Source organism: Calothrix sp. FACHB-168 (assembly GCF_963889195.1).
GTDB lineage: Bacteria > Cyanobacteriota > Cyanobacteriia > Cyanobacteriales > Nostocaceae > Aulosira > Aulosira anomala_A.
This window is the reverse complement of the sequence record NZ_CAWPNJ010000033.1, coordinates 1-26,068: the sequence shown is the minus strand read 5'-3', so window position 1 is coordinate 26,068 and position 26,068 is coordinate 1. Positions and strand designations below refer to the sequence as shown.

24 protein-coding genes are annotated in these 26,068 nt (G+C 40.7%); 12 read left to right on the top strand and 12 right to left on the bottom strand.

The annotated features are described in order from the left end of the window. Window positions 1-90: 90 nt before the first annotated feature. Entirely contained in the window at window positions 91-1,746 is a 1,656-nt protein-coding gene (locus AACW45_RS20570) for an ABC transporter substrate-binding protein (RefSeq protein WP_190634319.1), read from the bottom strand. A 52-nt stretch (window positions 1,747-1,798) separates the two neighbouring features. Next, window positions 1,799-2,104 carry a hypothetical protein gene (locus AACW45_RS20565; protein ID WP_190634317.1) on the bottom strand — a complete coding sequence of 102 codons (306 nt, stop codon included), beginning with the start codon at window positions 2,102-2,104 and terminating at the stop codon, window positions 1,799-1,801. Window positions 2,105-2,688: 584 nt separating this feature from the next. Here AACW45_RS20565 and AACW45_RS20560 point away from each other — a divergent pair. The 7 genes from AACW45_RS20560 to AACW45_RS20530 all read left to right on the top strand — a co-directional run bounded on the left by AACW45_RS20560 (window position 2,689) and on the right by AACW45_RS20530 (window position 9,060). After that, on the top strand, window positions 2,689-3,015 hold the full coding sequence (locus tag AACW45_RS20560) for a hypothetical protein (protein WP_190634315.1): 327 nt from the start codon (window positions 2,689-2,691) through the stop codon (window positions 3,013-3,015). 570 nt (window positions 3,016-3,585) lie between these two features. Further along, window positions 3,586-5,115 carry a photosystem II chlorophyll-binding protein CP47 gene (gene psbB, locus AACW45_RS20555; RefSeq protein WP_190634313.1) on the top strand — a complete coding sequence of 510 codons (1,530 nt, stop codon included), beginning with the start codon at window positions 3,586-3,588 and terminating at the stop codon, window positions 5,113-5,115. Between the two features lie 132 nt (window positions 5,116-5,247). After that, window positions 5,248-5,352, top strand: coding sequence for a photosystem II reaction center protein T (locus AACW45_RS20550; RefSeq protein ID WP_071989499.1), 105 nt, complete (start codon window positions 5,248-5,250; stop codon window positions 5,350-5,352). A 461-nt stretch (window positions 5,353-5,813) separates the two neighbouring features. Next, the gene (locus AACW45_RS20545) at window positions 5,814-6,839 is read left to right on the top strand and encodes a 30S ribosomal protein S1 (RefSeq protein ID WP_190634311.1); all 1,026 of its coding nucleotides are present in this window, start codon (window positions 5,814-5,816) and stop codon (window positions 6,837-6,839) included. A 137-nt stretch (window positions 6,840-6,976) separates the two neighbouring features. Then, window positions 6,977-7,711, top strand: a complete 735-nt coding sequence (locus tag AACW45_RS20540; protein ID WP_190634309.1) for an HAD family hydrolase — start codon at window positions 6,977-6,979, stop codon at window positions 7,709-7,711. Between the two features lie 142 nt (window positions 7,712-7,853). After that, entirely contained in the window at window positions 7,854-8,435 is a 582-nt protein-coding gene (locus AACW45_RS20535) for a Uma2 family endonuclease (RefSeq protein WP_190634410.1), read from the top strand. A 40-nt stretch (window positions 8,436-8,475) separates the two neighbouring features. After that, window positions 8,476-9,060 (top strand): Uma2 family endonuclease, encoded by a 585-nt coding sequence (locus AACW45_RS20530; RefSeq protein WP_190634307.1) that lies wholly within the window; start codon window positions 8,476-8,478, stop codon window positions 9,058-9,060. A 178-nt stretch (window positions 9,061-9,238) separates the two neighbouring features. Here AACW45_RS20530 and AACW45_RS20525 read toward each other — a convergent pair whose 3' ends face one another. The 3 genes from AACW45_RS20525 to yidD form a co-directional block, all read right to left on the bottom strand. Next, window positions 9,239-11,299, bottom strand: a complete 2,061-nt coding sequence (locus tag AACW45_RS20525; RefSeq protein ID WP_190634305.1) for a beta-propeller domain-containing protein — start codon at window positions 11,297-11,299, stop codon at window positions 9,239-9,241. 366 nt (window positions 11,300-11,665) lie between these two features. Beyond that, window positions 11,666-12,682: a TOBE-like domain-containing protein gene (locus tag AACW45_RS20520; protein ID WP_190634303.1), complete on the bottom strand. Its 1,017-nt coding sequence runs from the start codon at window positions 12,680-12,682 to the stop codon at window positions 11,666-11,668. 105 nt (window positions 12,683-12,787) lie between these two features. Continuing rightward, window positions 12,788-13,336, bottom strand: a complete 549-nt coding sequence (gene yidD, locus AACW45_RS20515) for a membrane protein insertion efficiency factor YidD (RefSeq protein WP_190634301.1) — start codon at window positions 13,334-13,336, stop codon at window positions 12,788-12,790. Window positions 13,337-13,677: 341 nt separating this feature from the next. On the opposite strand from yidD, the gene chlP reads away from it, so the two are divergent. From chlP to recA, 3 genes are all read left to right on the top strand, one after another. Further along, a complete protein-coding gene (gene chlP, locus AACW45_RS20510; RefSeq protein WP_096643368.1) occupies window positions 13,678-14,934 on the top strand; it encodes a geranylgeranyl reductase in 1,257 nt (418 codons plus the stop codon). Window positions 14,935-15,393: 459 nt separating this feature from the next. Continuing rightward, on the top strand, window positions 15,394-16,242 hold the full coding sequence (locus AACW45_RS20505; protein WP_190634299.1) for a choice-of-anchor K domain-containing protein: 849 nt from the start codon (window positions 15,394-15,396) through the stop codon (window positions 16,240-16,242). Window positions 16,243-16,605: 363 nt separating this feature from the next. After that, window positions 16,606-17,679 carry a recombinase RecA gene (gene recA, locus AACW45_RS20500; RefSeq protein ID WP_190634296.1) on the top strand — a complete coding sequence of 358 codons (1,074 nt, stop codon included), beginning with the start codon at window positions 16,606-16,608 and terminating at the stop codon, window positions 17,677-17,679. Window positions 17,680-17,780: 101 nt separating this feature from the next. Here recA and AACW45_RS20495 read toward each other — a convergent pair whose 3' ends face one another. The 3 genes from AACW45_RS20495 to AACW45_RS20485 form a co-directional block, all read right to left on the bottom strand. After that, window positions 17,781-18,527: an FHA domain-containing protein gene (locus AACW45_RS20495; RefSeq protein WP_242045724.1), complete on the bottom strand. Its 747-nt coding sequence runs from the start codon at window positions 18,525-18,527 to the stop codon at window positions 17,781-17,783. Window positions 18,528-18,979: 452 nt separating this feature from the next. Further along, entirely contained in the window at window positions 18,980-20,599 is a 1,620-nt protein-coding gene (locus tag AACW45_RS20490; RefSeq protein ID WP_190634292.1) for a serine/threonine-protein kinase, read from the bottom strand. A 338-nt stretch (window positions 20,600-20,937) separates the two neighbouring features. Next, the gene (locus AACW45_RS20485) at window positions 20,938-21,828 is read right to left on the bottom strand and encodes a carbohydrate ABC transporter permease (RefSeq protein ID WP_190634290.1); all 891 of its coding nucleotides are present in this window, start codon (window positions 21,826-21,828) and stop codon (window positions 20,938-20,940) included. A gap of 85 nt (window positions 21,829-21,913) precedes the next feature. On the opposite strand from AACW45_RS20485, the gene AACW45_RS20480 reads away from it, so the two are divergent. After that, window positions 21,914-22,462: a hypothetical protein gene (locus AACW45_RS20480; protein ID WP_190634288.1), complete on the top strand. Its 549-nt coding sequence runs from the start codon at window positions 21,914-21,916 to the stop codon at window positions 22,460-22,462. Next, on the top strand, window positions 22,459-23,133 hold the full coding sequence (gene purN, locus AACW45_RS20475; protein WP_190634286.1) for a phosphoribosylglycinamide formyltransferase: 675 nt from the start codon (window positions 22,459-22,461) through the stop codon (window positions 23,131-23,133). Before AACW45_RS20480 ends, purN begins: the two co-directional genes overlap by 4 nt. An 84-nt stretch (window positions 23,134-23,217) precedes the next feature. On the opposite strand, the gene AACW45_RS20470 is transcribed toward purN, so the two are convergent. From AACW45_RS20470 to AACW45_RS20455, 4 genes are all read right to left on the bottom strand, one after another. Continuing rightward, window positions 23,218-23,799 carry a CPBP family intramembrane glutamic endopeptidase gene (locus AACW45_RS20470; protein ID WP_190634284.1) on the bottom strand — a complete coding sequence of 194 codons (582 nt, stop codon included), beginning with the start codon at window positions 23,797-23,799 and terminating at the stop codon, window positions 23,218-23,220. 176 nt (window positions 23,800-23,975) lie between these two features. Next, window positions 23,976-25,040: a DUF3326 domain-containing protein gene (locus tag AACW45_RS20465; RefSeq protein ID WP_190634282.1), complete on the bottom strand. Its 1,065-nt coding sequence runs from the start codon at window positions 25,038-25,040 to the stop codon at window positions 23,976-23,978. 86 nt (window positions 25,041-25,126) lie between these two features. After that, on the bottom strand, window positions 25,127-25,309 hold the full coding sequence (locus tag AACW45_RS20460; protein WP_190634281.1) for a hypothetical protein: 183 nt from the start codon (window positions 25,307-25,309) through the stop codon (window positions 25,127-25,129). A 120-nt stretch (window positions 25,310-25,429) separates the two neighbouring features. Next, window positions 25,430-25,747: a 2Fe-2S iron-sulfur cluster-binding protein gene (locus AACW45_RS20455; RefSeq protein ID WP_190634280.1), complete on the bottom strand. Its 318-nt coding sequence runs from the start codon at window positions 25,745-25,747 to the stop codon at window positions 25,430-25,432. Between the last annotated feature and the right edge of the window lie 321 nt (window positions 25,748-26,068).

Genomic DNA, 26,068 nt, shown 5'->3' with positions numbered 1-26,068 from the left:
ATGTGTAGCAATACCCTTGAGGGTATTGATTAAAAAAGCGAGATGCTCCCTTTGACTGTTGACTATTGACTCTGGACTATTGACTAAAAATTACTTTTTAATTGGCTTGTAAACTAAATTTTGCGTGGGATCGAGTTGGACGTTACTCACACCTTTTTGTGCAAAAACATAGTCTTTATTTTGCCATAAGGGAACGTAAGGTACATCATTTGTTACCTGTTCTTGAATTTGGGTAAATATCTGCTTACGTGTTTCTGGTTTTTGTTCTTTGCGTTGTTCATCGATGAGCTTATTGATGGTTTCATTGTAATAGAAAGAACCTTGAGTTTGACTACCGCCATCTTCACAGCCTTTAGCAACAGAACCTTTCTGACAAGATAAAAATGGTTGCACGTAATTATCAGGATCTAAAAAGTCTGGATACCAATCAAGTAAAGCTGCTGGATATAAACCTTTGCTAATGTCTTTAAAGAAAGTCGCACCTTCTACGGTACTAATTTCAAATTGCAAGATTCCATCCATTTTTTGATCGACTAATGATTTGAGTGTCTGGGCGACTAAACTGCGAGTAGCGGAACTCGAAGGATACCAAACTTGTACTTTGGCGGGATTTTCTTTAGAAAAACCAGCACCAGTTAATAGTTGTTTCGCCTTATCAAAGTTAGCATCACCATATTTATCTTTGAATAAAGGCGCAGACACATTAAATGTGGTGGGAATCATGCTGTAAAGCGGATCGGCTTGATTAAACAAGACACGCTGATTTAATAGCGGACGATCAATTAACGATGCGATCGCTTGTCTGACTTCTGGTTTATCCAACGGTTTTTGATTCCGGTTCAAAACCATGTAACTCACTACACTACCTTGAGCGCTAATCGCTTGCCAATCTCCCTTTTTCGCCCCTTCTTCTAAGTTACGGATTTGATCGGGCTGTAAAGAAAGATAAGCTACATCAACAGCACCAGTACGGAAAGCGTTAAACAAGTTCACTGGGCTAGTTTGAATTTGGACGTTAATTCCTTGATTCGCTGGTTTTTCGCCCCAATATTTATCAAACACATCCAATCTTAAGGAATCAGTACCATATTGGGCTAACTTATAAGGCCCAGTTCCCACAAATGTCCCTGGCTTAAATTTCCCCGCACCGATTTCGTAAGCTTTTGGTGAAACTGGACAAACCCCAGAAAACGCCAGTAGTGAAGGAAACGCCGCAAACGGTTTTTTCAGCTTGATAGTTAACTCGTTCTCAGATGCAGCTTTGACTGAATCGACAATATCAGCTAGCAAAAACGAAGGTTTACCTTTATTTTCAATGAAGCGCTTGATAGTAAAGGCCATTGCGTCCGCATTAAAGGGAGTGCCATCATGGAAAACGACTCCTTGGCGTAAGGGGATAGTGTAGGTTAAACCATCGGCGCTGACTTTGGGTAATGCTGTCGCCAGTTGGGGTTTAATTTCTGTACTCCCAGGCTCATAAGTATAGAGGCGATCGCTCATATTAAACACTAAACCCAACGATGCCAATTCATAAGCATCAGCCGGATCTAAAGTTCTGGGTTTGCTTGTCGTCCCGATAGTAATCCGTCCATCACCTGTACCTGTAGCCGGAGTTCCGGGATTATTTGGTGTGGATGTTTGTTGACGAGGAGCGCAACTCACAACTAACAATAAACATAGACAGAACAAAGACAGGAATTGCGTCATCCGTCTCCATCGTCTAACTGATACGGTAAACCTGGTCATATCTGGAAAATTATTGAGGTAGGCGGTGAGTCATTTTACCAAAAACCTGGGTCTAAAGCCCCGTCCACTTCGGCAAGCTCAGTGCGCCGCTTAAAGGACGGCTTTTTGATAGAATTGTGCAAACAGGCAGGGCATTGTCTGTCGGGCGAGATAGTGTAAGACGGGCTATGCCTGCAACTGTTGTTTGAACCCAGAATCCCCACGCCTTTAGGCTGGGGAGTATGTCAATATAGGTTGGTGAATTTACTACATAAAAATAGCAATATTTACCACAAAAATCCGCGAAAAATCCATATCCTGAGATTAAATACCCAGATAATCGCGGATTTAACTCATTTAATGTTTTGAAAATGGGCATAGGGCATAGGGCATGGGAAAGACTGATTTTCATGCTTGGTTGTGGGTTTTTCCCATGAGGGGCTGTCTTGAAAATAGGGAACAGGGAACGGGGAACAGGGAAGAGAAATTTTCATGCTTGGTTGTGGGTTGTTCCTATGAGGGGCTGTCTTGAAAATAGGGGTTAGGGAAGAGATTTTTATGTTTGGTTGTGAGATTTTCTCGTGATTGACTGTCTTGAAATAATAAGTATTACAAAACGTAAATACTCTTGAAACTTTTACCAATGCCCAATGCCCAATGCCCAATGCCCAATGCCCAATGCCCAATGCCCAATGCCCCACTTGAAAATCTGATTAACCTGAGTAGAAAAATAGATATTTATTAAGATTTACAACAGTAATTGATTTTGTCGTCACGGTAAGAAGCGATCCAAAATATTTGAGATAGTTTAGCCTTGAGCAAAGGCCAAGTAGTGTCAATCAAAAATTAGCCATTTACTGCCTAGCTTTGCTGACAATAATATTGCGCAATATACATCAGCCCGGAAGGCGATCGCGATATCGTAATCAGCAGGATTAATAGTCTAATAGTGAGACTAAGAACGTGAAATATTTTTTCCTCTCGGAAGGTTGGGCAGTTTCTAGAGTCTGGGCGTCTGATGGACTCTGGCAAATCACCGCATGGCGTCGCCAACCAGATATTCAGAAACTGAATGTTTGTTTGGTAGAAAATAACGAGTTGTTGTGGCTATATCGAGTAGAAGAAGCCGTATTAACCATAGAAGTCAAGCCAACAACAGCCGCACTGACAAATACTAGCATCGGACAAGTAGTGCTGAAGCGTTTGATCACAGCAGAGCAAGTAATCGAACGCTTGGGTACTGCCGAAGCCAAGTGTCAGCTGCACAACATTCAAGCCTTCGCGCAGTAGATTAGGGCATGGGGCATTGGGCATTGGGCATTGGGTAGAGACGCGATGAATCGCGTCTCTACAGTCCTCCCAGCCTCCTTGTCCCCCTTGTCTCGGTTCTCGATTCCTCCAGAAGAATACGCAAAATAGATGTATGACCGGGATTGGTAGCGAAAAATATCATAGATGCTACGCGATCGCATCTATTTACACGCTTGCAAAGCGTTCCATCAATAGTTACACTTTTTAAAATATTCTCATTTTTGCTTGGCACTTGCCTAGCACGCTTAACTACCCAAATGTCTGTCAAGACATTTAGCTGATTCTCCAAGAATCAGGAAGAGTTTTCGCAAGAAAACTTTTAGGTAGTGAAAAATCATAGAGCGATCGCTACCCAAACGGGTAAAGAGCGCCCCGCGTGTCAGCACTGCCAGAGCAACCACACTATTTGTCTAATAAGACTAGGCTGTGGTAAGAAATACCCTGGCAATAACAAAAACAACAGAGAAGCAAGAGCGGTAAATTTTGCCGCCCGTAACTTCCGTAAGAAAATTGCTTTGTAAACTAACTCATCGAGGAGGAGCGTAGTCGATGGGACTACCCTGGTACCGAGTACACACAGTCGTTCTGAACGATCCAGGACGGCTGATTTCTGTACACTTGATGCACACAGCTCTAGTGGCAGGCTGGTCTGGTTCGATGGCATTGTACGAACTAGCTATTTACGACCCCAGCGATCCAGTTCTCAACCCCATGTGGCGTCAAGGGATGTTCGTGTTACCCTTCATGTCACGTTTGGGCGTTACTCAATCTTGGGGCGGTTGGAGCGTTACTGGCGCTCCTGCAACAGATCCTGGTTTCTGGTCATTTGAAGGCGTTGCTGCCGCTCACATTGTCCTTTCTGGTTTGTTGTTCTTAGCTGCCGTATGGCACTGGGTTTACTGGGATTTGGAACTCTTTAGAGATCCTCGTACTGGTGAACCTGCTCTCGACTTGCCAAAAATGTTTGGCATTCACCTATTTTTATCTGGTTTACTCTGTTTTGGCTTCGGTGCTTTTCACCTCACTGGACTATATGGCCCGGGTATGTGGGTTTCCGATGCCTTTGGAGTTACAGGTAGCATTCAACCAGTAGCACCCGAATGGGGGCCAGGTGGCTTTAACCCCTATAATCCCGGTGGTATTGTTGCTCACCATATAGCTGCTGGTATCGTCGGCATTATTGCAGGCTTATTCCACCTCACAGTTAGACCACCCGAACGGCTTTACAAAGCCCTACGGATGGGTAACATTGAAACCGTACTTTCTAGCAGTATTGCTGCGGTATTCTTTGCTGCCTTCGTAGTCGCTGGTACCATGTGGTACGGTAACGCAGCTACACCAATTGAACTGTTTGGCCCTACCCGTTACCAATGGGATCAAGGCTACTTCCGTCAAGAAATTAATCGCCGCGTTCAAACCAGCGTGGCTAATGGTGCCAGCCTTTCCGAAGCTTGGTCACAAATTCCTGAAAAACTAGCCTTCTACGATTACGTGGGTAACAGCCCTGCTAAAGGCGGTTTATTCCGTACAGGGCCAATGGTTAAGGGTGATGGTATTGCCCAATCTTGGCAAGGTCATGCAGTATTCAAAGATTCTGAAGGCAGAGAATTGACTGTACGTCGTCTGCCCAACTTCTTTGAAACCTTCCCAGTAATCTTGACCGACAAAGATGGTATCGTCCGCGCTGACATCCCATTCCGTCGGGCAGAATCCAAATATAGCTTTGAACAATCTGGTGTAACCGTTAGCTTCTACGGTGGCGATTTGAATGGTCAAACATTTACAGATCCCGCCGATGTGAAGAAATACGCCCGTAAGGCTCAAGGCGGTGAAATATTTGAATTTGACCGGGAAACCTTGAACTCTGATGGGGTATTCCGCACATCTCCTAGAGGTTGGTTTACCTTTGGACACGCTGTATTTGCTCTGTTATTCTTCTTTGGTCACTTGTGGCATGGTTCACGTACCATCTACCGCGATGTATTCGCTGGTGTGGAAGCGGATCTAGAAGAGCAAGTAGAGTGGGGTCTATTCCAGAAAGTGGGTGATAAGACAACCCGCCGTAAGGAAGCCCTCTAGTTATTAGGGACTAGGGACTAGGGGCTAGGGGCTAGAAAAGTTTTTTCTAATTACTTAATACTTAGTTCCCAGTCCCCAATCTCCTAGCTTGTTACAATATTATTACTGGCTGGATAGGCAGGAACTTGTAATATGGAAAGCGTTGCGTACATCTTAATTTTCACTCTGTGTATCGGAGTTCTCTTCTTTGCGATCGCATTTCGTGAACCCCCCCGAATTGCGAAAAAAGACGACTAGTTCGCTATTCCCAGATTGTTAATACCATCGAAAGCAAAATATCTGCTGGTAACTTTGTAGTATCAGCAGATATTTTGCTTTAAAGCCTAGAGAATTAGTTTGCCGAGTAAAAATTAAACTATCTGCCATTACTTCAATTAGCGATAATTCCTGATAATCCTGAATAATTGGGGAAGACTTTGGTGTAAGCTAGATGCTGGGTCAAAGACTCTAATTATGAGTAATTTGATAACGAATTATGAATACTTAGGGTGAAAAACCCTTGACGATAAACACCAACTTCCGATAAATGACTTGTCATCAGGCATTATGATATAATCTTCTATCTGGAAGTTAATATGTGTTGTTACTAGCTTTTCTACGCTAGGATGAAATAGGTTTAGACTAGCAAGATAAGCGCTTGTCTAATAATTCCACTTGCGACAAAAAATTACGGAGACTAGAACCAGGAACAAATTAGCATGGTCAATCAGAATTTAACCGCTACAGAAATTGGATTTACTCACGAAGATTTCGCTGCTCTACTTGATAAGTACGATTACCACTTTAGCCCTGGCGATATTGTACCAGGAACCGTTTTCAGTATAGAGCCGCGCGGCGCTCTGATTGACATAGGTGCTAAAACCGCAGCATACATACCTATACAAGAAATGTCCATTAACCGGGTCGATGCCCCGGAAGAAGTATTACAGTCTAACGAAACAAGGGAATTTTTCATTCTCACCGATGAAAACGAAGATGGTCAGCTGACTCTCTCAATTCGTCGGATTGAATATATGCGGGCTTGGGAGCGTGTACGTCAGCTACAAGCTGAAGATGCTACAGTTCGTTCTGGTGTATTTGCTACTAACCGTGGTGGTGCATTAGTGCGGATTGAGGGATTACGCGGGTTTATTCCCGGTTCCCACATCAGCACTCGTAAACCCAAAGAAGAATTGGTAGGTGAAGAACTACCATTGAAATTCCTAGAAGTAGATGAAGAACGTAATCGCTTAGTTCTGTCTCACCGTCGGGCGCTAGTTGAGCGGAAGATGAACCGCCTCGAAGTTGGTGAAGTTGTAATTGGTACAGTGCGCGGTATTAAGCCCTACGGTGCATTCATTGATATCGGCGGTGTGAGCGGTTTGTTACACATCTCAGAAATTTCTCACGAGCATATCGATACACCTCACAGTGTATTTAATGTTAATGATGAAGTGAAAGTGATGATCATTGACTTAGATGCAGAAAGAGGTCGGATCTCCTTATCAACTAAGCAGCTGGAACCAGAACCAGGTGACATGATTAAGAACCGCGATTTGGTTTACGATAAAGCAGAAGAAATGGCTGCTAAATATCGCGAACAGTTGCTAGCAAAACAACAAGGTATCACTGCTGTTGCTGCTGATGTTGCTGATGTTGTAGTTGAAGAAGAAATTCCCCCAGCTACAGAAGAAGATATCCCAGCAGCTATTGAAGAAGAAATTCCAGCAGCTATTGAAGAGTAATACACTTCTATATTGTCTGTAATTAAAAAGATGAAAGTTTTGCAAAAAGGGGGATTTTCCCTCTTTTTTTATGGAATTATAGCAATTCTCAATTGTGATTTTTAGAAATTTTTTATTGATAACTAGGGGTGAAGATTTTGGTAACTATTAAATGTAGAAATATCACATTTACCAATATTCAGGCGATTTTGTTTGATAAAAACGGTACTCTAGAAGATTCAGAAACTTATTTGCGATCGCTCGCTCAAAGAACAGCCAGGTTAGTAGATGCACAATTCCCTGGTATTGGCGAACCCTTACTTATGGCTTTTGGTGTCAATGGAAATAGCCTCGACCCAGCAGGTATTATGTCAGTCGCCAGTCGCCGCGAAACAGAAATCGCCACCGCCGCATATATTGCGGAAACTGGTAAGGGATGGTTTGAATCTTTAAAAATTGCCCGTCAAGCCTTGGATGAAGCTGAAAAATACATCAGTCAAACTCCTTCGCCACTATTTGCAGGTAGCGTAGAGGTGTTGAAGTCACTTTCCGAAGCAGGATTAAAACTCGGTATCGTCTCAGCAGCGACAACTCAAGAAGTCCAAAACTTTGTCGCACATCACCAATTAAGCGATTATATCCAGCTAGAAAAGGGAGTAGATGAAGGGCCGAGTAAACCAGACCCCATAATATTTTTACAAGCTTGCCAAGCCTTAGGGATAGAACCAAGCGCTACATTAATGGTAGGTGATTCTGTCGGTGATATGCAAATGGCAAAGAATGCTCAAGCCGCAGGTTGTATTGGGATTACTTGGATTAATAAATTAGATCATGTCCAAGGTGCGGATGTGGTAATTAATCGGCTTGATGAAATTCAAATTGTTGAGGTTTAAGTAGGACGAGGCAAATAAAGCTAACTAGTGGGGATTGTCAATAGTCATTTGTCAATAGTCATTTGTCATTTGGAATGGTATTCATGAGACGGCTGAGAAAAATCCGCTAAACTTACATTAAAACTCATCATGAGAAACTATGATGCTACCAGTTAAACATCAATTTCAAACCTTTGAAGAATACCTATCTTATGATGATGGCACAGACAAAATCTATGAGTTGTTTAACGGGGAGTTAATCGAAATGCCTCCAGAATCAGGGATTAATGTTCAGATTGCGACATTTTTACTGATTCGATTTGCTTCACTGTTAGATTATAGAAGAGTTCGGGGACATGGCTTAGAACTGGAAGTTAGAGGAGAACCCAGAAACCGTTATCCTGACTTGACTATTATTCGGGAAGAACATATTCAGCAGTTAGCAAAACGTAATACTATTCGCCTATCAATGCTACCTCCGCTACTAGTAATTGAAGTAGTAAGTCCAGGAGAATTACAACGGGATAGAGATTTTATTGCCAAGCGCGGACAATATCAAGATTGTGGAATTCCTGAATATTGGATTATTGACCCCGAAAATCAAACTGTCTTGGTTTTAGAATTAACCGGAAATATTTACACTGAGGTGGGTAACTTTTCAGGTGATGAAGTGATTATCTCTCCACAATTTAATCAGATGAATCTCAAAGTATCACAACTATTTGATGCAGTAACTCAGGATTAAAATAGGATATTAATTAACCTTCAGCTTTGCTAAACAAACCATGCAAAACACAGACACAACATTAAAGCTTCGCCTGTGGACTGTGGATGAATACCACCGAATGGCTGAGGCTGGAATTTTTGCTGATGATGAACGTGTGGAACTTTTAGAAGGAAAGATTATTTGGATGATTGCAAAAGGGACAGCCCATCGTTCATCTGTAGGGAGGACAGATTATTTATTAAAAAATAGATTAGCAAATCGGGCTTGGGTATCGATTCAAGATCCAGTAAAGTTAAATGAACGGTCTGAACCAGAACCTGATATTGCTGTAGTTAAAATAGATCCTCTGGACTATGCAGATCATCATCCTACACCTTCAGAAGTTTATCTAATTATTGAAGTAGCAGATAGCAGTCTTAAACTAGATTGTGAAACTAAAGGAAAAGCTTATTCAAAAGCAGGAATTACAGATTATTGGGTATTAGATGTAATTGGGCGTCAATTACATGTATTTCGAGAACCAAGTGAAGATGGTTATCAAAGTGAAGTGATTTTGGCAGAAAATGAGACTATTTCGCCTCTACAGTTTCCTGATTTACAGATTGCGATCGCTGAAATGTTACCACTTTTGAGAGGGTTTTAATAAAAAGCGATCGCACTTTTAATCACTCTACATTAGACTTCTTGCATAAATATTGTCGCTGTTTTGATTAGGAGTTTGAAAAGCTCACGCAGAGCCGCAGAGACGCAGAGAAGAATGAGAAAATTAGGACTTTTGCAAGAGGTCTATTAAAAATTGCTCTTTCATACCCCTCTCAATATTACTCACAACGCCAAATTTTAATTGTTTTGTCTTCACCACCACTAACAATAGTTTTTCCATCAGGACTGAAAGCTAGAGCATAGATATTCCATAAATGTCCTGAAAGAGTAGTTATCAACTCTTTTGTACCTAAATCCCAAAGCTTAATTGTACTATCAGCACTACCACTAACTAATGTTTTCCCATCAGGGCTAAAAACAACAGATCTAATAGCATTTTCATGCCCATAAAATGTGTGAATAAGTTTCCTTGATGGAAGATGCCAAATTTTTATAGTCTTGTCATAACTACCACTAGCAAGAGTTTCTCTATCAGGACTTATGGCAATACTCCAAACAGATTTTGAGTGTTCTTTAAAAGAATGAATGACTGAGCCTGTTTTTAACTCCCATATTTTAATAGTCTCATCAAGACTACCACTAATTAATGTCTCACCATTAATAGTAAACACAACACATGTAACAGAATTTTTATGCCCAGAGAGTGTATGAATTAGCTCATTTTTTCTTAAATCCCATATTTTAATAGTATTATCTCCACAACCACTAGCTAATGTTTTACTATCAGGACTAAACGCGACTGAAGTTACATTATTTGAATGTTCTGTCAAAGTCTTTCCTGCAGAAGCTTTGCCTGTGAAAGAATACCAGAGTTTAACTGTATTATCATTGCTACCACTTGCGAGAATCAGCCCATCAGATCTAAAAGCAAGTGACCTAACTGTATTTAAATGCCCATTTAAATTAGAAATAATCTCGCCATTATGCAGATTCCAAACCTTGATGATATTATCTCCACTACCACTGACTAATGTTGTGCCATCAGGACTTATAGCAATAGAATAAATTGTACTTTTATGTCCATTAAGAGTATTTACACATTGCCATTTTTGAGTTTTATTATTTTGCAAATCTGCAATTAATTCCAATTCATCCTTATAAACTTCTCTCTGCCTTATTTGAGTTTGTTGGATTTGCAAATCTGCTAGTGCTTTCAACTCATTGTCATAAATTTCTCTATACTCTTGTCGTATTGCAGCAAGCTTTTCAATAAGCGTTGATTTCCACTCATCAGGTATATGTGACTCTATATTAAATAATTGAGGTTCATAATTTGGATTAATATTCAGGTAATACCAATCAGCTAAAAAAGCTGCTAACAGCTTATGTAAAGTGACAATAGTTTGTCTAATTACCCGAAGACTTTGTTTTTCATCATTACCAGCTTCTTCAAGTTCTTTTTTGACTTCTTCCCAATTCCAAGGTTCAAAGGATAAAGATACTGGCTCTTGCAATCCCCAAAACCGAACATTAAAATAAACTTCGTGGTCGGTAACATCTGTGTAAATTATCGCCGTTGGTACAGCAGATAAAATTGTTTCTAACTGCTTAACTTCTGCGTCAAACACCGAGCGCTCAAAATATTTACCGTAAAATTCTACTGGACATAAATCACCCTGAAGTGAATAATACTTTTCTAAAAATATTTTTAATTGATTGCGAATTTCTTTATTCAAGCTGTCGCGAAATGATATCGGGAAATCCTCACTGATATCTGGTGGCGGAACTAACATTAATAAGCGTGGTTTCTTTTGTTCATCAATAAAAATTCTCTGGGCTTCATCACGACTTAAAACACCAGGCCACCTTTGCTGGTCAAAAATCGCTTGAATTTCCTTTTGTTGGAGTTCAATTTCTTTAGCTGTTTTCTCACGAATTAAATCTAAATACAAGGCGCTTAATTTGCGCTTGTCTTCTAATTCTTCTTGCTTTAATTGTAGCGCCCTTTCTTCTCGTTCTGCTTTTGCGGCTGCAATTTGCATATCTGCTTTCAGACGTAATTCTTGAATTTGCAGTAATTCTTTTTCTCTAACTTCTCGACGATGATAATAGTCTATTTCTGCCTGTCTTATACGCTGATCTTGTCTAATTTCTTGAACTTTTACAGGTAGATTACGTTTATCTTCTTTACTAAATTTTTGGTCAATAAATGCTGAAATAATTTTTTCAGCAGCAGGAATAACAAAGCCGACTACTGCACCGATGATATTAAATCCCATACAATTTTAAACATTGAGAAAATCAATACTTGTATCTATTTTAACCTTTAATTTTCTCAAGGTCTCTGCAAATTGACGGTTAGCGGCGATTTATCTGGAATTTACAGCCATTTTCAGGTTAAAAATCATACCCGAAGGAGTAGCCCAATCTTTACCCATATCTTTTTCATATCCCGCTTCGTTGTTATTCCGGCTAGGAATGAATTCCCAGCCTCATAGCTCAAGTCTACTGAAGTAGACTAAACTTCATCCCAGTCCACTTTAGTGGACTTCAGCTATGAGCCAAGAACTTCAGTTCTTGGCGGAATATTGCTCAATGCAATATTTTGACTAGTACAAAAATGTAGGAATTAAAACTAAGTCTTTTTAAATCGAATAAGACAAGGGGAAAGATTTAGCATCCTTGGGCTTGACATAAACCCGTTGTTGTGGTTCTAATTCCAATTCTTTATAGCGATCGCGTGTTAAATGCGCCATCACTACTTGTCCTTCATCTAAGCTTAATTCTACTTGAATTTCCCAGCCTAAATGTATAACTCGGCTCACGGTTGCTGGTGTAGTTGCACCGTTAGCATGTTTCTCCACAATTACATCTTGTGGGCGTAAAAATACTTCTGGATGGGGAACTTCAAATTCGCTGCTTGTGAAAATTCGGGAAGAACTAGGTAACACGTTTACCGGGCCGATAAAACTCATCACAAAGGAACTCGCAGGATGATCGTAAATTTGCTCTGGAGTTCCTACTTGTTCCACGCGCCCTTTATTCATCACCACAATTTCGTCGGAGACTTCCATTGCCTCTTCTTGGTCGTGGGTAACGAAAACAGTGGTAACATGAACTTCATCATGGAGCCGACGTAACCATGCGCGTAAATCTTTCCGCACTTTTGCATCCAGCGCGCCAAAAGGTTCATCCAGTAATAACACTTCTGGTTCTACAGCCAAAGCCCTAGCTAAAGCTACCCGTTGTCTTTGTCCGCCAGAAAGTTGTGAAGGATAGCGATCGCCTAAACCAGTCAATTGTACTAGTTCTAATAACTGTTCTACGCGCCCTTGAATTTTCTTAACGGGAACCTTGCGAATTTCTAAGCCAAAAGCAATATTTTGACGTACAGTCCTGTGCTTAAATAGAGCATAGTGCTGGAACACAAACCCAATATTGCGATCCTGTACGCTTTGATAGGTGGCATCTTTACCAGTTAAAAAGATTTTGCCACTATCTGGTAACTCTAAGCCTGCAATTAACCTTAGCAGGGTCGATTTCCCAGAGCCTGATGGGCCAAGCAAGGCAACAAGAGAACCAGTTTTTACCTCTAAATCTACCCGATCGATAGCTTGGAAACTTCCAAAATTCTTGGATACATTTTCAACTAATATGCCCACTGCTCTTCCCCTGCCAATAATCTACGAATAATTGCTAGGATTACCGTATTACATATATACCATAAGACCATTACTTTTGAACTACTCAAAAATAAAATTATTTAGTTAGCTACAGCTACCACAATCCAGGAAGCTACAATCAGCACCGCTACAATCTAAAGCACTGCAATCTAAAGCATGACAATCAAGAACACTACAATCAGGACTCATGCTCGCAAATTCAGCACAATTGCAGCCTAAATCTGCACAATCAACGCAGTAAGTACCGTCATTACTGTTGAAGGAAGATTTGTTACCATTGCTCACTATGGCTTTTTTTGGGTTTTTGTTTGGTGAATGCAGATTTGAGTCAGACTCATCCTCAGTTGGTTCTGATTCCTCAGCTTGCGACAGCGAAGCGCCGCCACCTCTGGCAGATCGCAAAATCCGGTTAGCTTGCTTACAAGCTTGAAATCGCTGACGAGATTTAGTCAGTAAGGCTTTAAATCCATCTTCTGTAATTACCCGTTTAACATATTGAGAGCAAGATTCCCCACCATATAACACTCGGTGCGCGCAAACAAACCCTTTGTGGGGAGAAAGGTATTTTTGATATCCAGTAATTGCCACAATACCAGCTTTTCTGCCTAGAGAATCTAATAGAGAAATTTCCATTACTAATACTTCTTTATTTCGGAAAGAGAGTCCAAATCAATTTTTGTGATTGGTCAAATTTAACTCAATTCTCAAAGTATTTATACGTAAATTTACATAATTGCAGTCAAAAAAGGAATATGCATAGTTACCAAGTCAACCCAACAAAATCGGGGACAAGGAGGAAAAATCACAAATGACCAATGACTAATGACAATTGTACAGACGCGATTAATCACGTCTCTGACCATTGACTCTTGACTATTGACCCCATAGCTATTCGTATCGAAATATTAAGGAATATTGCATTTCTGTCAAAACCAGAAGCAAGAGCGAGAAATGAGCCAAACGTCCGTGGTAGGATGCTTTCGGTAAATCTCAAGATTGGGAGAAAACCTTTGACACTACGGGTTGCTGTTGTTGGTTCGGGCCCAGCTGGTTCATCTGCCGCCGAAACACTGGCAAAAGCTGGGATTGAAACTTATCTAATCGAGCGGAAGCTAGATAATGCCAAGCCTTGCGGGGGAGCCATTCCCCTGTGTATGGTGAGTGAGTTTGACTTACCACCGGAAATTATCGATCGCCGCGTGCGCAAGATGAAAATGATATCACCCTCAAATAGAGAAGTTGATATCAATCTGATAAATCAAGATGAGTATATAGGAATGTGCCGCCGTGAGGTTTTGGATGGCTTCCTCCGGAATCGTGCGGCAAAATTAGGTGCAATTTTAATTAATGCCACCGTTCATAAACTTGATATACCTACCAACAATACTGACCCCTATACCATCCATTATGTAGACCATACAGAAGGTGGCTCAACAGGTATTGCTAAAACCTTAAAAGTGGATTTAGTAATTGGGGCTGATGGGGCTAATTCCCGGATTGCGAAAGAAATGGATGCTGGGGATTACAATTATGCGATCGCATTCCAAGAGCGCATTCGTCTACCCCAAGACAAAATGGCTTATTACAACGATCTCGCCGAAATGTATGTCGGTAATGACGTTTCTACTGACTTCTACGCTTGGGTATTCCCCAAATACGATCACGTAGCCGTCGGTACTGGCACAATGCAGGTAAATAAAGCCAGCATTAAGCAGTTACAAGCAGGGATTCGCGCCCGTGCTAGCGAAAAGTTAGCAGGCGGTAAAATCATCAAAGTTGAAGCCCACCCCATCCCCGAACATCCCCGTCCTCGCCGCGTTGTCGGTAGAATCGCTTTAGTAGGAGATGCAGCAGGCTACGTTACCAAATCTTCTGGTGAAGGTATCTACTTTGCGGCTAAATCTGGGCGGATGTGTGCCGAAACCATTGTGGAAATGTCCGACAACGGTAAAAAAATCCCCACAGAAAACGATCTCAAAGTTTACCTAAAGCGCTGGGATAAAAAATACGGACTTACCTACAAGGTATTAGACATTCTGCAAACCGTATTTTATCGTTCCGACGCTACCCGCGAGGCTTTTGTAGAAATGTGCGCTGACTTGGATGTGCAAAAACTCACATTCGACAGCTACCTGTACAAAACAGTTGTCCCCGCTAACCCCATAACTCAATTAAAAATTACTGCCAAAACAATTGGTAGCTTGATTCGCGGTAACGCCTTAGCGCCCTAATAGCTTTTGGCTGTGGCGATGTCTAGCGATAAGCCGCTTTGCGTCTACGCAATCTGAACTTGCAGAGGAGATGAGGGGCAAAATTCACATTTTGCGTGTATTTGCCTCTCCACTCCTCTGCAATATTTTTTATCTATAGCTGTAGCCAGACAGATTAGGACATCAAGCTAAGATTAAACCCTGACCATAAAAGGCTTTTCAGTCTGTCAACAGTTAACTGTCAACTGTCAACAGCTATATCTGTAAATTTCTCTAGCTTGAAAAAATTTAACTATTACCTTGTCCAAGAAAATACTGTATTATACTTGGATTTAATATATACCAATATATAAAGTTTTTAAGTAGTAATATAAAGCTTGTGTAAAAATTTAATTAAGTTGGCGGAAACTTCTTGGTTTATTTCCGCATCTTTACTAAGGTATATGGGTTAGGTATCAGGTAGGAGTCGAAACCTGACGTATGAACATTAGTTTGGTTTTTGCCACTGCTATATCTGGTTGTTCAATGTTTGCCCTAGCAACATTTGGGTTTTCTAGTCAAGCCCAAGCTTTCACTCTTTCCGGTAGCGCGGATGGTGTATGGAGCAACCCGATTTTAGATGAAGCTAACCTTTGCTTAAAGACCCCGAACCATCCTGAGTGCGCAACAATGGTTCAGGGTGTAGGTACAAACAAATTTAGCTGGGGTACAGTAGCTAAGATTTCGGCTACCAAGAACCCTAATGAACTGACATTTACGGGAAATTCCTTCTCAGCAGATGAAGGCTCTTGGACGAAAATAGGTACTTTAAAATACTTTAACGCTATCAACTACGCAGACACAAATGTCAAAAATGTAACTTTAAATCTGGCTCTATCTTTTGGCGATCGCCAAAAACCAGTAAATAAATTGTTACAAGTAAATTTTAATTTAGTAAACACACCCAATCCAGCAAAACCAAAAAATATTCAAGAACTGAAAGACGCAGCCTATGCAGACCGTGTTGAATTTGCTACACCGTTACCCACAACCGAATTTATCTATAATGTAGATTCATTTATATTTGAGATCGGTGGCTTTGGCAGACCAACATTTTTCCGTCCACCTCAGACTAGTATCTCTGCTCTGGAAGATGAGTTTGCACAGAACCAGTTTGGCATTGAACATGAGATTTATGCCAGAGTAAGTTATGGGAAAAAACCTGATTCAGTTCCCCCAAAAAACAATGTACCCGAACCCTCAACCGTTGCTGGTTCATTGTTAGCAGGGATGTACCTGTTATATCGCAAAAATTTCTCTAAACAAAAAGCTAAATCTTCATGTGGGTAGTTTGCTAGAAAAAACAAGTAATTTCCAGAATACAGGAGGCAGAAGGCAACTTAGCTACTGCCTCCTGTATTATCTTGTGTGTCACGGTATCCTAGCCTGTATTGTATTCAACCGAGAACTGCTATATTTGTAGCGACTTGAAAGTGATAACGATCTGAGTTCCCCAAACTAGGCCTGTACAAGCCAAAATAAAGTATGAGGGTCATGTTCAACGTCAATGTATCAGTTCGAGTTACGATCTTGTCATACTTTCTTGTTTAAAAAGTTCTAATTCCAGAATTTTCTGGCTAAAATAGTATATCTGTTCTACTCAGACTCCAATCCCAAAAGTCCTTAAATCCATATATTTAGTTAGAGGCAGGAATGGCTATCAATACCGATACTTCTGGCAAGCAAAAAGCGCTGAATATTGTACTCAACCAGATTGAGCGCAGCTTTGGTAAAGGAGCAATCATGCGCTTAGGGGATGCTACTCGGATGCGAGTAGAGACAATTTCCACAGGCGCACTCACCTTGGATTTAGCATTGGGTGGAGGTTTACCCAAAGGTCGGGTGATTGAGATTTATGGGCCGGAAAGCTCCGGTAAAACCACAGTAGCACTACATGCGATCGCAGAAGTGCAAAAAGAAGGCGGTATTGCTGCCTTTGTGGACGCAGAACACGCTCTCGACCCCACCTATGCCGCCGCCTTAGGTGTAGATATTGAAAATCTTTTGGTTTCACAGCCAGATACAGGTGAATCAGCTTTAGAAATTGTCGATCAATTGGTTCGCTCTGCGGCAGTTGACATTGTAGTTATTGACTCCGTAGCCGCCCTAGTACCCAGAGCCGAAATCGAAGGCGATATGGGAGATGCTCACGTTGGTCTGCAAGCTCGCTTAATGAGCCAAGCTCTCCGGAAAATTACTGGTAACATTGGTAAATCTGGCTGCACAGTAATTTTTATCAACCAATTGCGGCAAAAAATCGGCGTTACCTATGGTAGTCCAGAAACCACAACAGGTGGTAATGCCTTAAAATTCTACGCCTCGGTACGCTTAGATATTCGTCGGATTCAAACCTTGAAAAAAGGTACAGATGAATTTGGTAACCGCGTCAAAGTCAAGGTAGCAAAAAATAAAGTAGCACCACCCTTTAGAATTGCGGAATTTGACATTATTTTTGGCAAAGGAGTTTCTACTATAGGTTGTCTTGTTGACCTAGCTGAAGAAACAGGAATTTTGCTCCGTAAAGGTGCTTGGTATAGCTTCAATGGCGAAAATATTTCTCAAGGTCGGGACAACGCCATCAAATACCTAGAAGAAAAACCAGACTTTGCTGCACAAATTAAGCAGTTAGTTCGTGAAAAGCTAGACAAAGGTGCAGTTGTTTCTGCTAACTCTGTCACTAAGGTAAGCGATGAAGAGGAAGAAGAAGATTTAGAAGAAGAAGAATAAACACAAAAAGATGGGATATATAGTTAATTTAGCTATATATCCCATTATCTGTCACATTCTTTTTTTAACTGGTATGGCAACTAATTCATTTTGCCTTTAATTTAAAAAAGATGAGACTTATGTTTGCTAAAAAAGCGATCTAAAATCTCAGACTTTTCTTCTTCAGTAAAGTGAGATTGCTCATATTTCAAATCATCAATTAAGTATGAGCCTTTAGTAATTTGTAAAGTACCGTTCAGAGACTGAATTTTATAATTTTTTTGGTTGCTGCTGGAATTAAGTAAATTTAGTGAATTATCATCCCTTGCGGGTACAAGCTGCATCAGTAACTCTACAGCCACTGTGGGTAGAGTGGAGCGAGTCTGATTCACAAAAAAATCAAAAGTTATCATTCCTAAACGAATGCGATCGCCATCATTAAGTTTCGTCGGCTGGTAAACTGGTTCGCCGTTGATAAATGAACCATTTGCACTGTTAAAGTCAATCAAGTAGAAGCCTTGATTATCAATATATTGAATCGCTGCATGGCGATCTGATAGATATAGATCGGCAATAGATATACCATTGCACTCATCTTTACCTATAGTCCAAATTCCCTGGGTTTGTTGCAAAGCTTGGGTTTTTTGGTCACACAGATTAGTAATTATATAAACTGTAGAACCCTCTACAACACCTTGGACGTAAATTTTATTTACTGCTGATGATGTTTGAGCTAGGTTTTCTAATTGCAGGAAGTCATCTAGAACGTTGCTATGTTGTTCATATAATTTGAGAAATACTTGAAATAAACTTAATCGCCGTTCTAGTTCTTTCTCTTGCAACTCAGCCTGTATAGATAAGCCTTTCATTGGCAAAAAATGTGATTTGCTGATTTCGGTCATTAATATTTCTTCTCAGCCTACTATCAGTGAACAATTTACTTATCGCTACTAATTAAAAACAGAGGTAGCTTAGGGCGTTAAGTTGATCGTTTTTTAGGTAACAGTTTTCTTGGGTAAATAAAAATAAATACATTTCATCAGAATCTTTTATGAAAAATTATTGTTTCGGTTTATTTTTTATTGTAAATTATTTTTAGCAAAATGTAACAGATTATAAATATAAAAAAATTATTAAAATTTTTCATTAATAATTAAAATAACGATATGCATTAGCGATACCGTTGCTCAAAAATTTTAGATAGAGCAAATAGCTGTTGCAAAGAAAATCGCCATATCATCAGCACTAGGTTTTTTCACCAACCTTTTAGCTACTAATGTTGAGTAAAGAAATCTGAGCTACTGTTCTGAAGAAGCGGAAATTACAATAAACCTCGTTTGCCATTAGGGCGGACTGTCATCCAATTTGTTTTTGCTACTACCAGTTGCTCATCGGTAATTTTGGCACCTGTGAGATTAGCACCACAAAGATTAGCACCGCGGAGATTAGCATTGCTGAGATAAGCATAGCTAAGGTCAGCACCGCGTAAATCTGCACCTTCTAAATCAGCGTTGCTAAAGTAAGCTTTGCTGAGGTTCGCATCTCGCAGATTAGCCTCATTTAGACTAGCTCTACCAAAGTCACTTTCGTGGAGATTAGCACCCTGAAGGTTAGTTTTTTGCAATTGCGCAGAATGGAAATTTGTTCCTGATAAATCAGCACCTTGCAGGTTGAGCATTTTTAAATTGTGTAAAGCAAAATCTCTTCTGCCTTTAACATAGGCGGTTAGTAAATCTTGAGTACTTAATTTTCGTACTACTTTAGGATTTTGATTTGACGAGTTATTACTATTGTTACTCTCCATCATTGTAGGTTTTGCCATTACTACCCCTGAGCGCGCTCCCCGATGCTGCAATCCCAGGCTTTCTGAAGATTTAGCTCGTCTAGCTCTAATAGCGGCTGCTACATTGGCTACTCCTAGATTATTGGGATTGCTGGCAGGATTGTTGGACAAAATTGCCGAATCTGCCATCCGGTTATGTGTCTGCTCTTTCACAGAGCCATCTGATTTAACCAGCAGTCCCTTAGCTAAACTATCTAGATAGGGTTCCATTTCCAACCCTCTAAGTACTTCTTGGGCTGACTTGTAGCGATTGCGGACTGACACTTCCAGCATTTTCCGCAACACGCTGGCTAAATGATCGCTCACTTGTACCAGTGGCTCCCAAATCATTTCCCCTGTGGAGGGATTGTATTCTATATCTTTAGGTGTTTTACCACTCAATAAATAAATACAAGTTACTCCTAGTGCGTAGACATCACTAGCGAAAACTGGACGCATCGCCATTTGTTCTGGAGGTGCAAAACCTGGAGTACCAATTGCATAAGCAGTTAATGCTGTTTGCTCGGATTGGCCGGGAAAACCTTGGGTGACTTGGTTTTTAACTGCACCAAAGTCAATTAGTACCATGCGGGAATCTTGAGTACGGCGAATCAAGTTAGCTGGTTTAATATCGCGATGAATTACCTTTTGGTCGTGAATATACTGCAGCAATGGCAAGATTTCGCTTAAAAATTGCTTGACTCCAGCTTCTGTAAAGCTACCATTACGTTGTACTTCCTGCTGAAGAGTCGCACCACTAATATATTCTTGAACTAAGTAAAATTGCTGTTGGGCTTCAAAGTAGTCTAGCAACCTGGGGATTTGAGGATGGTTACCAATTTTACCTAAGGTTCTAGCTTCTCGCTCAAAGAGTTCCCGCGCCATTTGTAAAACATGTGGTGCGGTGGCTGAGGGACGTAGCTGCTTGATCACACAACTGGGTTCTCCAGGTAAGCCTTGATCTTGGGCTAAAAAGGTTGCACCAAAGCCCCCCTGACCTAATGGTTTAACCACCTGATAGCGATTGTTTAATAGTAGTTGTGAGCCACAAGACTGACACCTTCGGCTAGTTGCCAAATTTTCTGGATGAGAACAAGTAGGATTTAAGCAGTAGCTCATGCACTGTCAACTCGCTGCACGAATGATGGTGAGTAGTTTTATACTCTCACTCCATTATTGTGATGGAAAATTGATTTGTGCCAGGTCATTTTTGCTGGAAAACCTTTGAAGAGTTCCTAAAGTTAGAATTTTCCTGACCTAATATACTGGTAATTTTACTATCATTAATTTCACTTAAATTTGACAACCAGTTATGCAGCTATTTTGGCAACTACGTGACAACTAATTTTGAGTTGCTGTACATGATAGTTTAACCATAGTTTAGCGAAAATTATTTGGTTATTTTTAATAAATTTAACATTTTTGTTCCGGGTGTGAGAGTGATGACAAAACTGTCTTTAAGATTCTTCACCCCAGGTTCGCAATTGCAAATACACAAATACTAAGGTGACTGCTAGTAGTACTGTTGCCGCCGCCGCCGCATAACCAAAATCAAATTGACCAAAAGCTTCTTGATAAATGTAATAAACCAGCAAATTTGTGGTATTCAGAGGGCCGCCACCTGTAATTACGTAAACTTGCTCAAAACTGCGTAAGGTAAATATTGCTGTGGTAACAATTGCAAATATTAAAGTCGATCGCAATCCGGGGAGGGTAATATGCCAAAATTGTTGCCAACCATTTGCACCATCGAGTTCGGCGGCTTCGTAACGGCTGGGGGGTATGGCTTGCAATCCGGCTAAAAATACGACCATATTAAAGCCGAGTTGTTTCCAAATACTTAATAAAATAAGTACTGGCATAGCCCAAAATGTATCGCCTAACCAAGGAATAGATGGGATAGCAAAGATATTTAAAAAGCTGTTTACGGGGCCAGTGGTTTGGAATAGCCAGCGAAATCCTAAGCCAGCAGCGACGAGAGAAATAATTGAAGGTAAAAAATAGGCGCTGCGCAGGACACCCCGCAAAGCCAAAGAACGGTTTAATAATACTGCTAACCCTAGAGGAATTACTAAGCTGGGAATGACTGTGGCAATGGTAAAGTAAGCAGTGTTACCCAAGACTTGCCAAAAATCGGCATTGAATAGCAAGCGCCAGTAATTTTTTAAGCCTACAAGATAAGTTCCTTTGGAGGTAAAACTCCCTGCGGTGAAACTGAGGTAAAACAAATAGGCGATCGGCCAAATGATAAATAAACCTAGTAAAATCAGGGCTGGTGTGAGAAAAATCCAAGCGGCGACTGTATCATTATCTAGCAGCTGGGTTTGATGGGAACGGGATTTAGTCATGACTATTTTGGCAGTGAAATGCGGTGGGGTGTGATTCTCTCAAGAGGTGCTGCTAAGATCCTGTCAATCGATTTGGCTTAAACGGATGCCTCAAATTTTCCCCTACTTTGGCAGATTTGCGATCGCTAGCACAATGCTGACTAACTGCCTACTTATAGCATTATCAATGACTTTGAACAAGGCTGTGCTAGCTCAAACAACACCAACACCAGCACCAACCCCAACTGCACCAGCGACAAATCAGCCAAGTAACCCAATTGCACAGCAACTAATAGGTCAATGGGAAAGTAAAGATCCTGGATCTGAGTTAATACTTACCTTTGTGTTCTCGCCAAATGGTAAATTATATATTCTTTCGCCTAATTCGCAAAAGCCGATGGCTGTGGAATTTGGGTATATTATTAACCCGACTCCACAACCAATGCATCTTGATGTGATTATTTCCCAGGAGCAAAAAAAGGCACTCACAATTTTTGAATTTACTGCTAACGGTCAGTTAAGAGTGCAATTAGATAATACCGATCCAGGTAAACCTAGACCTACAGCTTTTTCTGGTACAGCAACTTTATTTACTAAAGTTTCTGATAATCCCAAATTACCAGAAAATATCCAAATTATCGACCTTAATTTATGAGCGATCGTTCTGTTGTTGATCCGGCTACGACTAGTTTAATTTCTCCTCCTATTTCTCATCATCAATTCGCATCTACCACGCCTATAAAATTAGGTATTCTCGCTTCAGGAAATGGCAGCAATTTTGAGGCGGTGGCTCAAGCTATTGATACGGGAAAGCTGAACGCGCAAATTCAAGTTTTAATTTACAATAACCCTGATGCTAAAGCGGCAATTAAAGCTAAAAATCGCGGTGTAGAAGCGGTATTATTGAATCACCGCGATTATAAAAACCGAGAAAAGTTTGATGGGGTACTTGTACAAACTTTACAAAACTATGATGTGGAATGGGTAATTTTAGCTGGCTGGATGCGGCTGTTAACACCAGTTTTAATTGATGCTTTTCCCGAACAAATTATTAATATTCATCCCAGCTTATTACCAAGTTTCAAGGGTATCCATGCAGTAGAACAAGCTTTAGCTGCGGGGGTAAAAATTACTGGTTGTACGGTGCATTTAGTTTGTCTGGAAGTAGATAGCGGCCCTATCATTATGCAAGCAGCAGTGCCAATTTTAGCAGAGGATACGGCAGACACGCTCCATGCCAGAATTCAAATTGAGGAACATCGAATTTTACCACAGGCGATCGCCCTAGCGGCACAAAGGCGATCGCTTCTCCTCAATCATGTTTAAAAGTTAAAAAAAATGTAGTGATGGACATTGCTCATCACTACATTTTTGAGGGAAAATATCAATAGATGTAGTGAATTATTTTGTTTACCCTTTGCGCAATTTCCACATATAACTAGAAATCAAATTAGTGATAATATGGGCAATAATTGGTACTAATAAGTTACCACTCAATATTGCGCTGTATCCTAACATTAAACCAACAATTGTTGCCCACAGCACGTAAGGCCATTGTTGGGAACCACTCAGGTGCAATACACCAAAACAAAGGCTGGAGACGATAACAGCTACATGATCCGCACCTAAAGCAGGAATCATCACACCTCGGAATAATAATTCTTCACTTAATCCTGGTAGTAATCCCAGCCAAATAATATCTGGTAAAACTAAAGGTTTGAGTACTAAATCTAAGTAATAATCTGCACTTTTACGATAGGCGGGGATCAAGCGATAAGTTAAACCACTCAAAGTAGTGATAATTAATCCCAACCCCACCCCTAAGAGTAAATCTTGTTCATGCCAACGCCAAGGAAATATCGACACTCCACCAAAGCGCAACCACAGTTTGGCGACTATCCACAAAATGATAGCAGTCGCTCCCATCGCTCCTAGTACTTGGATGCGTGTTAGGTAAGGAATTTCTGGTTCTTGTTTTTGTTGTTCAACCACGGGTGTTTAGGGGAAGGGAAGGGGGACAAACAATTCAAAATTCAAAATTCAAAATTCAAAATTCAAAATTAAGAATTCTATTTGACTGTTGACTGTTGACTATTGACTGTTGACTATTGACTATTGACTGTTGACTATTGACTGTTGACTGTTGACTATTGACTGTTGACTGTTGACTAATAATTCAGTTGCTTTAAAGAATTGATTTGTGGATGGAGAATATGAGGATCGACGCCTGCTTTGTGTGCGGCTAATACACCGACTGCTTCTAAATAGGAGTTTACCTGGATGGATTTGATCCCTAAGGGTTGAGGAGGAACTTGGATTTGAGTTTGATTTTCCGCAACTGTGATAATTTGGCATCGGCTGTGATTTAAGCTGAGAATTGCACTATTACCACAAGCGGTTGCTGGTATTATTGCAGCATCAATTTGTTCTGCCCAAATATCTTCTGGTAGATATTTGCTCGTTCCTTTCTCTATGATAAATTGTGGTGCGCGACTTAAACCGACAAGTACGCACGGTAAAAAAGTATAGCCTAATTCTTCGGCGGCGGAACGGGGAGATAAATTTGCCTCTGGTGGTGCAGCAGCTAATGCGGGAGAATGGGCGCAGGGAATTTGAAAGGTACGCACAATTAAATGGCTAATAACGGCTTCTGCGCCTGCTAGGGGATCTACGCCTTTACCTTGGCGGTAGTTTTCGACTGCTTCGGTTTCCATATTATCGGGGAAACGGGCGACTACTGCGATCGCATCTGCACCAGCTTGTTTAATTAATACTTCTGCTGCTCTTAATAAACTATCGGGGTTACCAATGGTTCCCCAACTAATCCCCGATGGCGATTTACGTAATTCTATATTTAATGGCGTATCTGTAATTACATAATCTGTCAAGGTTAAGCCTAATGTCGCTCTGGCTGCATCGGCTGCTTGCAAGTGTCGCAGCCTTAATTCTGGCTCTATCCCCTGGTCTAAAAGCAAACCTATTTTATTTTTATGGACGGGACGCAAACCCCAGCACCCTGCGGCAAATTTGTCAAGTCCGTAACCTTCCACATAGAAAGTATTGGGTAGATTCCAGTACAAACTCGCACCGTTGAGGACATTGGGATGGGTTATCAGGCGATCGCACACCTGTGAGATAACTCTGGCTACTGGTAAAGCATCCCCAGCATAACCGCCGATTGCTGCTCCAACGCCAGTTGGTACAATTAAAATAGCAGTATATGGACGTTGCATATCAATTCCTGAGTGCTGAGTAGTCAGATTAATCATCAGTAGTTTAACTTTTGTTTCATATTCAACTACTCAGAACTCGTTACTCGTTACTCTGCACTTGCTGTAGTCACAACAGCTTCCACAGTAGCCTTTTGTTGTTCTGTATCCACAGCAGTAATCGCCCATCGTAAAGATTCGCCTTGTTTTTGCAATTCGGCGGCGATCGCTTGCTCTAACTCTGTGGGAGTTTCTTGGAGGTCGATTTCTGCGGTAATAAAATGGGTAGTCATCGTTGCTTATTCTCGCGAACTGTGTTTCTAGAATAACTGATATCAGCATAAAGGATGAAGTATTAAAAGAGCAATTTCTGTCAATTTTTCATCCTTTAGCCTTAATACTTCATTGTTAAATTAGTCTTTGCCAAATTGCAGTTGATAAAGTGTATCTTCTTTTTCTGTTTCCACTTTGATATCAGACAGAGGTTTAGCTACACAAAGCAACACGTAACCTTGTTGTTGTAACTTTGGACTAACGCCCATACCATCCTTTTGATCGACAGTTCCCGAAATAATTTTACCCGCACAAGTTGTACAAACACCTGCATGACAAGAACTAGGTAATTCTAAACCAGCAGCATCAGCTACAGATAAGATAGTTTCGTTTTCCGGGACTTGTAAAGTGTGGCTTTCACCTTGATGGATAACTTCAACGGTGTATGTTTTGGACATATACTAATAAATGTGATGCAACAGACAAATTTATTATTTTATCTGAATTAGTTAACAATATTGCAGATATTCAATAAACTTTTGATTTCCCACCAAGGAGCGATCGCCATAACTCCATAACCCAAGACGATTTAGTTAAGGATCTAGGACTTACGCAGTGTCAGATATTTTTCATGCTTTTTGTCAATGGTCAATAGTCCATAGTCCAAAAAGCTGAATTCTGGAGTTTAGACTAAATGGAAGCAAACAGAAAATAACAGCAACAGATTTACTGAACTAAAAAAATACACCATAAACGGGTAGGGGAAGCGCCCCAAAAAA